The organism is Corynebacterium glyciniphilum AJ 3170 (assembly GCF_007673095.1).
Lineage (GTDB): Bacteria > Actinomycetota > Actinomycetes > Mycobacteriales > Mycobacteriaceae > Corynebacterium.
The window spans coordinates 1-335 of sequence record NZ_VDYZ01000118.1 but is presented as its reverse complement, the minus strand read 5'-3'; the positions used below and the strand labels follow the sequence as shown (position 1 = coordinate 335).

At 66.9% G+C, this 335-nt stretch carries 1 protein-coding gene; it reads right to left on the bottom strand.

The window, feature by feature from the left end; translation table 11 throughout:
- Positions 1-63 precede the first annotated feature (63 nt).
- A partial coding sequence (locus FS507_RS19905) for a hypothetical protein (protein ID WP_222121455.1) occupies positions 64-335 on the bottom strand: 272 nt, incomplete at its 5' end.

Genomic DNA, 335 nt, shown 5'->3' with positions numbered 1-335 from the left:
ACCCCCTCTCCGCCCCCAATTCCACCCGACATAATCCAACCTCCAATCTCCTCAACCACCCCCTCACCCTCGACCCTCACCCTCCTCCCCACTCACCCACCCCACCACCCACTGCCGCCCCACCCCACCCACATCCACCCCCACGCACCCTTCTTCCCCCTCCCCACCCCTCTCCACCCACTCCAGCCCCTCGCGCTCTCCTACCTCCCTCTTCCACACCCTCCCCCCCACCTTTCCCCCCCCCACCCCCACCCCATCAAACTCCCCACCGAACTTCAACCCACCCCTCCTGTCCGCCCTCCTACACCCACTCTCCATCTCCTCCATCACCCCAC